We start from the raw sequence: 9,956 nt of genomic DNA on the forward strand, positions 1-9,956 counted from the left end.
TGTCGCCATTTAGCAACAGTTAGCCTTAATCCAACCTTAACCTTTCCAAGCAAACTTCTTTAACTATCTGATAAATGTTGCTTTTTTAATTTTGGCATCAAAGTTGGAATAGTTATCTCGAAAGCGAAAAACGAAACGCAAAAACAAATGCAAAATCAGTTTTAGCTTTAATAGCAAAACGGTTAACACAGAAATTAGTTTTTAATCTTATGAGGTAGACACGATGAAAAATCTAGTAATCGCAGTATCAGCAGCAGTAATGACTTTGGCATCAGTAGGTGCACATGCAAACACTGATTTCGACAAACTAGACATGAATGGTGATGGTTACATCTCTATTGAAGAAGCAAAAGCAGATGAAGACCTTCTTGCTCAATTTAACAAGCTAGACGCAGACCAAGACGGTCAATTAAGCCAAGCAGAATTTGATAACTACGAAGGTTAATTTGCCGAGTTATCACATCACTCTAATCGTTAAGGAGAAGATCATGAAAAATTTACTAGTAGCAGTATCCCTTGCTGGTCTATCAATGGCGTCGGTTAATGCGATGGCCGGTGACGACTTTGCTAAATACGACACCGATGGCAGCGGCACAATTAACATGAGCGAAGCACAAGCACACACGACACTTGCAGAGCAATTTGAAGCACTAGACGCTGATGCAAATGGCGAGCTAAGCGAAACAGAATTCGCAAACTTTAAAGGCTAACTAACAGCTTCCAATTTTATAAAACGAACAGTATTTACATTTTTTGAGGAATAAATCATGAAAAACGTACTAATTGCACTTTCAATCACAGGTTTATCTTTCGCGTCTGTTAATGCAATGGCTGGTGAAGACTTCGCAGCGCTAGATACAGATCAAAGCGGCACAATCAGCATGAGCGAAGCACAAGCACACACGGCACTTGCAGAGCAATTTAAAGCACTAGACGCTGATGCAAATGGCGAGCTAAGCACAACAGAGTTCGCAAACTTTAAAGGCTAATTAGAGCTGGAGCAGTAAACATACCTGCGCAAGGGAATGAGTGAGGAAAAGGAACTGATGTCAGGGAGCAGGGAATAGAGTTCAAAGACTATGATGATTGTTGAGTAACTGACAATATTACTGATTTGCGCAACTAAGCGCCTGTCTTCGGGCTAGTTGAAACAAACTGGTATAAAGGAATACTTACAGCGGGGCATCGCTATCAGAATCTTTGAGCTCCAAATTGAGAGTTTGGATGTCATTAGGGAAATAAACTAAAGGATCAGAGTCGGTAAGAGTAAGGTATACTAGTGTGATTACCAAGGGATACTGACGGTATAAGTACCAAGCGATTTTGACGTAATCACACTATCAATGTTGCCGAGTTTCGGCAAGTTTTGCTAACCGTAACGCAGTAGTATTCATATTTTCTCTTAGCCAGATATTGCGAACGCCGCTGGCATGTATGTCGACGTTTTTTTCAGACTTGAGCAGTCGTGACACTTTGGATTGTCCCATGTGTGGGTTAGCCAGTGAGAATTCTATGACGACTTCCTCAATAGCTCTATCAGTACGATTTTTGTGGTGAAGATTTGGCGTTTCCTGACGTTTTAACGATTCGATCCCACCTTGTTTTATCAGCTTACGATGGCGGTAAATAGTATCGCGGGAGACACCACTTAGGCGTGAAGCTTCTGCCACATTTCCTAGCTTGTCAGCCAGTGCCAATACATCAAGTTTCTTCTGGATTTCATAGTCTTCAGAGGATAGCTTATCAGGCTCCTTGACTTCGGTTACCTGTAGTTTTCGCCCAGCGAAGTACGCATCGAACTGCTGATTTTTACCCGTACGAATTTCAATTTTCTGGTTAGCGATTGAGTGCTTAAGCGGTGAGTCGATGAAGTAGAACTTTCCCCTGAAGCTAAACGTATGGTCGTTGCGGATCTTCCGGTAGACCTTGGTGATGCAGATATCATCTAGATTGATGTAGCGTGATACAGGCGTATATTCGGTGTTTGATATTTTAGATTTTACCATCAGGTTTTTACGCCAAAACTGCGGGATGAAGACGTGTTGGAGGTAGCTATTAGCGCCCGTCATGTCAGTAATATTGTTGAGCCGTAACTCTGGTATCAACCTGTCTTGCAGAGTATCGAAGGCACGTTCAATACGACCTTTTCCTTGAGGAGAACTGGCAAAGATGATTTCAATTCCTAACTCCTCACAGGCCCGTTGCATCTGAGAGAAATTACAACGCTTAGGTCCACCGAAGATGCCTGCTCTATCCACATACAGCGTTTTAAACATGCCGTACTTCTCAACAACTGAGCGCATAACTTTCATACACCCTTCAGTCGTTTCTGACGGAAAAAACTCTGCATGGATATCGCTGTTAGCATCATCAATCATAGCGATTAAGCACGACTTTTTATCACCGAACCAACGATGTGTACTGCCGTCCATTTGCAGCATTAGTCCTGGTGCTTCCATCCGCTCTCTGCGTTTGTGAACACGGCTACGCCTACGCTTGGCTCGTTTTACATGGTGGATATCATGTGCCCACTTACGTAGTGTCTCGCGCTTAACAACAATGTGTTCGTGAGCCTCTAGCATCTCGGCGAGGTGCAACAGGTTCAGGTCATAGTATTTCTCGCGGATCAGCGACTGAACTTGCTGCTTAAGCCTATCTGGAGTTTTATTAATTGGCTCGCTGCCTGTATTCCCGTGAACAACGAATTGTAGACCTTGGCTTCGGTAACGCTGCAAATAACGTTCAATAGTACGCCTGGATTTATTGAGGAGCTTAGCGGCATTAGCTATCGTAATTTTACGCTCTGCCACTTTAGCAATGATATCAACTGTTAATTGAGCTTTAGAATTCAAAACAATCACCCTTAGCGCTCCTCAAATGCTTATACAAAACATTCAAAGAACACGGTTAAAGATAACCGTCAATTTCCCTTGGTAATTAGCGACTACGACAAAGTCGCGTGGTAATTAAAGTACGACAAAATCGCTTGGTGTTAACAGAGTAAGGTATACTAGCTCATATCTGATCTTATAGTTTAAGTGAACAAGTTTAGACTTCATCAGACAGACTTTTATGAGCGATCAAGAGACGCTCACAGTAATCTAGTCCTATTGGCTCAAGTCTACACAGCGGACGTTTCGCTAACTCATTTATGCCCCCAAATGAGTTAGGAAACCTAAATCCTGAGGGGCAACTTTGAGCGAACAACAGACCTTTTTGGATACTCCATAGAGCAATATAATTGCTGCAAAACAGACTTTTGTGTCGTTTATTTCTACAAAAAACGTTGAGGAAATGCCTTACCAAGCGAACTTAAATTAAGTTTATAACCATTACTCATTTATACAACACTCTGATGTTAAGTATTCTATAACGCTCTCAAGTGCACCACATTCAAGAGAGCAAAATAGCGTCCTACCTTCCCTACGTTGTTTAACTAGTTTAGCCGACACTAATGCGGAAATATGGTGGGTTAAAGTAGAAGCTGGAATGTTTACTTTTTCTTGAATATCACCAACAGGGATACCTGTATAGCCCGCTTTAGTGATCTCTTTATACACTGTTAATCGCACTGGGTGCCCTAATTCTTTTAAAACTTTCGCTACGGTTTCTAATTCCACTACTGCTCCAGAAATTGTCTTTTGATGCAGCTATAAAATAAACTTTTTTACTCATCTAAGCCAGATAAATTCCACATTACTAATTTTTTCGAAATATCTATTGATCTTAATTTATATTTCGAATATTCTAGTATTGTCAAATTAATTGGAGAGTATCATGTCTACAGAATTTATGAATATGGCTCAGGAAACATTAAACATGTTTATGTTCTTAGCTGTTGAATTAACCATACTATATATCGTTATCAGTTATGCCGTTGGTGTACTACAAGAGTACGTTAGCAAAGAAAGAGTACAGGCGCTTTTAGCCTCTAAAAACGGACGAGGATACTTTATCGCTGCTGCTTTAGGGGCGATTACCCCTTTTTGTTCTTGTTCGACAATACCGTTTTTAAAAGGACTTTTAAAAGCACGAGCAGGTTTTGGCCCTACAATTGTATTTTTATTATCTAGTCCGCTATTAAACCCTATTATTATAGGTATTCTCGCGGTTACCTTTAGTGTTCAATTAGCCGTTTTTTACTTTGCAATTGCTATGGCGGTGTCTATTAGCGCTGGTGTTTTATTAGAAAAGCTTGGTTTTGAAAAGTACGTCCGTCCAGAAGCTTACGAAGAAGAAAAGAAAACGTGTGGCTCGTCGTGTAGCACAAAAACAGAACAGCAACCTGTTGTCGTCGAAAAACCTAATCGTTGGGTAAAAATTTGGCAATCTACCTGGAAAGATTTTAAACAAACGTTGCCGTATTTACTGGTCGGTATATCTGTTGGTGCGATTATCTATGGTTTTGTTCCTACAGAGTTAATCGTTAAATATGCTGGTGAAAACAAATGGTATGCCATCCCTATTGCCGCCGTTATTGGTATTCCACTATACATTAGAGCATCAGCCATCATACCTTTAAGTGCAGGCTTAGTTAAAAAAGGCATGGCGATGGGGTCGGTAATGGCACTCATCATTGGTAGTGCAGGTGCAAGTTTAACGGAAGTTATCTTGTTAAGGTCTATATTCAAAAAGCAAATGATCGCAGCGTTTTTAACTGTGGTATTAGGTATGGCGATGACAGCTGGTTACCTATATTCGATAGTATTTTAACGATTTGTAAGGTGAATATGATGAATAAAGTATTTGATGTTGTAGTTATCGGCGCTGGTCCTGTTGGTATCGCAGCGGCGGCACATGCTAAAAATAATGGTTTAACACCACTGGTATTGGAAAAGGGCAACTCAGTAGGTAGTGCTATAAACGAGTGGGGGCACGTTCGTTTATTTACTAAGTGGTCTTACGTTGTTGATAAAGAAGTGGACAAGATTTTAAACAATCAAGGTTGGGAAAAACCATGCTTTGATGAGATCCCAACAGGTAAGGAGTTATTAGACTCTTACCTAATTCCAGCTGCCAAAAGTGCAGAGTTATCACAGCACATTAGCTATAACGCGGAAGTTATTGCCATTGCTAAAGAAGGCCATAGTAAACACACTACGCAAGATAGGGATAAGATGAATTTTGTTATCCACTATCGGGATGCTGAGCAAGATGTGCATATTGTTACGGCAAAAGCAGTCATTGATGCCTCAGGCACTTGGTCGTCACCAAACCCTATCGGTAGAGACGGCTTACCTGTGCCTGGTGAAATAAAACACAGTGATGCAATTAAATACGGTATTCCAGATGTATTAAACACTGAACGTGAACATTACCAAGGAAAAACAACCTTATTAATTGGTGGTGGGCACTCGGCAATGAATGTTGGTTTAAACCTGATTGAATTGCAAAGTAGCTCACCTGGCACCAAAGTATATTGGGGATTAAGAGGTGAAAACTTAGATAAACTGCTAGGTGGTGGTATAAATGATAAGGTGCCTGCTCGTCGTAAACTTGGTTTGGCTGCTCAAAGCGCGATAGACAGCGGTAAATTAACCTTGTTGCCAGGGTTAACAGTGAGACGTATTAGCCGTGTAGAGCAAGGCCTAAAAGTAGAAATAACATCAAATGGATGTAACTCTCATATTTATGTCGACAAGATAATAGTCGCGACGGGTTTCAGACCAAACACCCAGATATTGAGTGAAATTAGGTTAAATCTAGATGAAGTTGTGGAAGCGCCACGAGGCATCGCCAATATGGTCGACCCTAATGCGCATCAATGTGGTGCAGTTCCAGGTCATGGTGCTAAGGAGTTAGCTCATATTGACAGTAACTTCTATATTGTGGGTATGAAGTCTTATGGTCGAGCGCCGTCATTTTTGATGTTACATGGTTACGAACAGGTGCGCTCAATCACAGCTAAATTAGCAGGAGATGACGAAGCTGCAAATGAAATGCGTTTAACGTTTCCAGATAGTGATACCAACAAATAACGGTGTTGTTAACGAAATGAAACTATTTCGCCATTAGTTTTATGTGGTACTCACTTGATGTTTGATGTAACAAGTTAGTGCCATAAATCATAGTAGGTAAACAATGAAAAACAGTGTTCCCAACCATGTCATTCAAGATTTAGCCGAGTGGGCTATTATGCACGGCGTTGCTTTTCGTCAAGCGGACAATACCGCAAGGCATTGCCCTTTCAGTATTGCTCCTATTGCCATTGAAGCAAGTGTATTTAACTATTTAAAAAAAGTGATCCCAATTGTCAGTAAGTTAATTAATAACCTTTCTGAAGATCACGATTTTTTACAATCATCTTTGATTAACTTGGCAGAAGCAGAGCCGTTTTTTGCTCGTTTACTCTCTTTATATCAACAAGGGCATGGAACCGCTGAAAACAGAAAGTTTCCAAAACGCCAACCTTTGTTATTGATGCGAACTGACTTTATGGATGACAGAGTACATGGAGCCAAAGTGATTGAGTTTAATGGTATAGCCGCAGGGATGGCACCGTTTGGTCAACGAGCGAGTGAATTACATGCTTATGTAAAAAACCAGTGGCCTGATACTTACTCCCAATTCACCGAAAGTGACGGAGGCAAGCCTGTTAACAATTTGGGCTTGGAACAGATGGCGTTAGGCATCAGCCGAGCCGCGAAGGATATAAAAGCGCATTTTAATGAATCAGGGGCAGCGCTTTTTGTAATGGTGGTGCAGGAAAACGAAGATAATGTCTATGACCAACATTTACTGGAGTTAGAACTTAAAAAGCTAGGTGTTAAGACGGTACGACGTACTTTTGAGCAACTTAACAGTGAATTAAGCTCAGGAGAAAATGGTCGGCTAATATTGAAAGAACACGGCGGGGTTGATGTTGTTTACCTTCGTGCAGGTTATCAATTTGAAGACTATTGTGCGCCTGAGTTAGACGAGGACATCTGTTGCCATACTTTGAGTCAAGTACGACTATTTATAGAGCAGCATTATGTTGCGATGAATGCGACTATCAGCCAACAGCTTGCCACGAGTAAATCTGTACAGTTATTACTAACCCAAATGCCAGAAGTTGAATATCAACGTTGGGGACTCACTTTAACAGAGGCTAAGCTGGTTAAAAGTGTTTTAGCTGATATGAAGCCGCTTAATAAAGAGACGATAGCTTGGTTTAACTCTCAAGCGACAAAGTCAGATTGGGTGTTAAAAAATCAGGGTGAAGGCGGTGGTCATTGTATTTTTGGCGATGACATCACTCAAAAATTACTGGAAATACCAGAACAAGATCACAGCGCGTGGGCATTTATGAAAAGGCTATTCCCGCACGAGCGAGAAAAGGTAGCCTTAGCCATTAGAAATACCGAACAAACTTCTATAAATGATTTAGTAAGTGAGATAGGTTTATTCTCGGTGTTTTATAAAGGGCAACCAGCAACCGATTTTGAAGGTTATGCTGGGTATTTAATCCGCAGTAAACCAGCCAGTGAAAACGAAGGTGGCATTCATAGTGGCATGGGAATACTAGATTCTTTGGTTTTAATGAATGATTAAATTAAAATTACTCGGTTAAGCTCTACAAAAAATAAAAACGCCCACAAATTAAAAAAATGTGGGCGTTTAAATACTTACTTTTAACAACGTAACTAAGCTATTTCTGTTTGATAACGGTTCATTAAGTTGCCTAAGTATGTGTCCTCAGACAAATAAAAGTCTTTAAATTTCTCAATAAAGTTCTCTGATACTGATTTAGTAGGGATCTCCGTAGCCAAGATGGCTGATTGCCACGCTTTTACTTTTGGAAACCCTTTGATGAAGTCATAACCTGTATTTTTTTCAATGATAGCAGACCTATGTAACAACGGCAGCCATGCTATATCCACATTGCTTAACTGTTGGCCTTTGAAATATGGACCATCACTCAATACAGACTCCGCCTTTTGAAATGCTTTTGCGAGTTTGGCTGATTTTTCATCAAGGGTTTCTTTGTCTGTACTTCTCATGGCGGGACATTGTACTAAATAATGTTTAGGCGCTTGATAGCTCCAAGCTCTATCTTTTGCACTTTGCTCTGGTGAAACATCGTTTTCTAACGGTGCGGTCACTTCATCTATGTACACTACGACTGCATCAGATTCAAATAATACGTCTTTAGATTCTGTGATTAAGATTGGAACCTGGCCGTTAGGTGAAATATCCAAAAACCACTGAGGCTTATTATCTAAGCTAATAAACTCAATTTCATAAGGTAGTTCTTTAGCTTCTAGTAAAGCTGTAACACGTTGAACAAATGGGCAGATTGTCAAACTAACTAATTTAATCATAATAGGTTCTTCAGTACATAATTTTTAAGTTTAATCTATAAGACGAAAAAAATAGCCAAAATACGAAAAAGCGAAAATATTATTTTTATAGTGGTAATGAGTAGATATATAACAACAAACTCATTATATTATTAAAGGATTGCCCCCATAAACTTTATGTTGTTCACATTTTTGCTTTTACCCAAGCAGGATAATACTTTTCAATTATGTACTTCGAGACAGGTTCAATGACAAACTCCTAGTGAGTAGCGCAGAACAATTGAGTTTTTGTCAAACGGAAAATCTTAATGACTTAGGGTGAATGTCTGTTTTGATATAGCTGCAAGCGAAATATAGATATATGTGTATGACTCGAATTGACACAAAGCCTCCATTCTAGCTAACACGTAGTTGTCCAGAAATGAGTTGGGCGAACGTCTGCTTTTGCAATATGATTTAATATATTAAGTTGCTGTTGAACGGCAGAGTTTGGCACATATGCGACTGTCAGATTTGATAGAGTTCTATTATTCGAATCTGACAGATCAAGTTAAGACTTATTCAAGTAAGGCGATTATTCACACCGCGCCCAAAGCTTGGCTAAATAGCCAAGCTTTTTTTGTTTGTTTTTCAGGCTCTTCCGGTTTAGTAAGCTGAACTTAAATCATTTCTTACTTTTTAAGCTTTTAGGTTCAGGGGTTGAAAAATTTAGGGTGCCCGTATGATTTATACCAATTCGCTTAATTAAGTGATCTATTTTGAGGCGAGAAAATCTTGTCGATAACCAGGCAAAAATTTTGCTATTTAGTTGTTCTAAATAAGAAATTTTTAACGCAGTTAGCGTCAGATTTACTCCTTCAAATTGAGCAAGTATTAAGACTAATTGGTATTACCCTTGGATCAGACATGTGTATCCAAGAGTAAAGCTTGCCTTTACAAGGCTGGACTGTGCCCAGTAACGCAGACTCTCAATTTGCGGAAGAGCCCTACTAGCGTCAGCAGAGAGAGCAGGTAGACAGGCATGCTTCCGCCACTTTTGCTCTTTGGTTCAGTGACCCCTGACTCTTTATCTGTATTGTCTTTGTTGACGCCAGCTTTTGTCGTGTTGACGTTAAGGATAACATTGCTTGGCTCTGAATAACTCATGCCATCAAACACTCGATACTGAAAGTTTACTTCATAAGTAGCATCATTTTCTGGGGTGTAAGACATCAGCCCCGTATTACTATTTATCTCGACCGCACCTTTATCTGGTTGTGAAAGCAATTCGTAAGTAAGTGGGTCAGAATCAGCATCCTTAGCCAAAAGCGGGATGTCAGCCACTCCAGATTGATTGACCTCGAATTCGACTGGCGGTGCCTGCGGCGTCGTATTCGTATGGTTTACAGTGATGACTTTTTCAATGTGTAGACCATGTTCATTACTCACATTCACACTAAACATTGCAGGCTCTAACGTTGAAGTCGATGGTGTATATGTAAATTCCCCTGTTGCTGTATTACTGAAGACAAACTCACCTGAAGCCGGTGCGCTAGTCACTCCGAATTGAAGAGCAGTATTTTCATCTGTGCCTGATAATGACAATGTGCCAATAAGTGGAGTACGCCAGTGGGCAGAAAGTGAACTAGATTCAATAAGAAGTGGAGTTCCTTCAATATTAATAGAGACTAAGAC

10 protein-coding genes are annotated in these 9,956 nt (G+C 40.2%); 6 read left to right on the forward strand and 4 right to left on the reverse strand.

The genetic code is table 11. The features are described from left to right. Positions 1-223: 223 nt before the first annotated feature. Genes HUZ36_RS17805 through HUZ36_RS17815 form a run of 3 tightly spaced genes read left to right on the forward strand, consistent with a single transcriptional unit; the run spans position 224 to position 989 of the window. The gene (locus HUZ36_RS17805) at positions 224-445 is read left to right on the forward strand and encodes an EF-hand domain-containing protein (RefSeq protein ID WP_176033575.1); all 222 of its coding nucleotides are present in this window, start codon (positions 224-226) and stop codon (positions 443-445) included. Between the two features lie 43 nt (positions 446-488). Further along, complete coding sequence (locus HUZ36_RS17810; protein WP_128732148.1) at positions 489-710, forward strand: EF-hand domain-containing protein; 222 nt, start codon at positions 489-491, stop codon at positions 708-710. A 57-nt stretch (positions 711-767) separates the two neighbouring features. Continuing rightward, positions 768-989, forward strand: a complete 222-nt coding sequence (locus HUZ36_RS17815; protein ID WP_128732149.1) for an EF-hand domain-containing protein — start codon at positions 768-770, stop codon at positions 987-989. 351 nt (positions 990-1,340) lie between these two features. On the opposite strand, the gene HUZ36_RS17820 is transcribed toward HUZ36_RS17815, so the two are convergent. Continuing rightward, positions 1,341-2,861 (reverse strand): ISNCY family transposase, encoded by a 1,521-nt coding sequence (locus HUZ36_RS17820; protein ID WP_176033576.1) that lies wholly within the window; start codon positions 2,859-2,861, stop codon positions 1,341-1,343. Between the two features lie 471 nt (positions 2,862-3,332). After that, positions 3,333-3,620: an ArsR/SmtB family transcription factor gene (locus HUZ36_RS17825; protein ID WP_176033577.1), complete on the reverse strand. Its 288-nt coding sequence runs from the start codon at positions 3,618-3,620 to the stop codon at positions 3,333-3,335. A gap of 157 nt (positions 3,621-3,777) precedes the next feature. Here HUZ36_RS17825 and HUZ36_RS17830 point away from each other — a divergent pair, with 157 nt between their 5' ends. The 3 genes from HUZ36_RS17830 (at position 3,778) to HUZ36_RS17840 (ending at position 7,533) form a co-directional block, all read left to right on the forward strand. Next, positions 3,778-4,713 (forward strand): permease, encoded by a 936-nt coding sequence (locus tag HUZ36_RS17830; protein WP_176033578.1) that lies wholly within the window; start codon positions 3,778-3,780, stop codon positions 4,711-4,713. A gap of 17 nt (positions 4,714-4,730) precedes the next feature. Next, positions 4,731-5,978: an NAD(P)-binding domain-containing protein gene (locus HUZ36_RS17835; RefSeq protein WP_254879576.1), complete on the forward strand. Its 1,248-nt coding sequence runs from the start codon at positions 4,731-4,733 to the stop codon at positions 5,976-5,978. A 103-nt stretch (positions 5,979-6,081) separates the two neighbouring features. Then, positions 6,082-7,533 (forward strand): glutathione synthase, encoded by a 1,452-nt coding sequence (locus HUZ36_RS17840; protein ID WP_176033579.1) that lies wholly within the window; start codon positions 6,082-6,084, stop codon positions 7,531-7,533. Positions 7,534-7,625: 92 nt separating this feature from the next. Here the strand turns inward: HUZ36_RS17840 and HUZ36_RS17845 are convergent, their stop codons facing one another. Both HUZ36_RS17845 and HUZ36_RS17850 read right to left on the reverse strand, forming a co-directional pair. Beyond that, positions 7,626-8,303, reverse strand: a complete 678-nt coding sequence (locus tag HUZ36_RS17845) for a glutathione S-transferase family protein (protein ID WP_176033580.1) — start codon at positions 8,301-8,303, stop codon at positions 7,626-7,628. A gap of 912 nt (positions 8,304-9,215) precedes the next feature. After that, positions 9,216-9,956, reverse strand: a 741-nt coding sequence (locus HUZ36_RS17850) for an Ig-like domain-containing protein (RefSeq protein ID WP_176033581.1), incomplete at its 5' end; no start/stop codon positions are given.

Origin of the sequence: Pseudoalteromonas sp. McH1-7, from assembly GCF_013366255.1 — a bacterium.
In the GTDB taxonomy this organism is placed as follows: Bacteria; Pseudomonadota; Gammaproteobacteria; order Enterobacterales; family Alteromonadaceae; genus Pseudoalteromonas; species Pseudoalteromonas peptidolytica.

Coding starts and splice junctions, on each gene's coding strand:
- HUZ36_RS17805 (WP_176033575.1), top strand. CDS start 224: ATGAAAAATCTAGTAATCGCAGTATCAGCAGCAGTAATGACTTTGGCA.
- HUZ36_RS17810 (WP_128732148.1), top strand. CDS start 489: ATGAAAAATTTACTAGTAGCAGTATCCCTTGCTGGTCTATCAATGGCG.
- HUZ36_RS17815 (WP_128732149.1), top strand. CDS start 768: ATGAAAAACGTACTAATTGCACTTTCAATCACAGGTTTATCTTTCGCG.
- HUZ36_RS17830 (WP_176033578.1), top strand. CDS start 3,778: ATGTCTACAGAATTTATGAATATGGCTCAGGAAACATTAAACATGTTT.
- HUZ36_RS17835 (WP_254879576.1), top strand. CDS start 4,731: ATGATGAATAAAGTATTTGATGTTGTAGTTATCGGCGCTGGTCCTGTT.
- HUZ36_RS17840 (WP_176033579.1), top strand. CDS start 6,082: ATGAAAAACAGTGTTCCCAACCATGTCATTCAAGATTTAGCCGAGTGG.
- HUZ36_RS17845 (WP_176033580.1), bottom strand. CDS start 8,303: ATGATTAAATTAGTTAGTTTGACAATCTGCCCATTTGTTCAACGTGTT.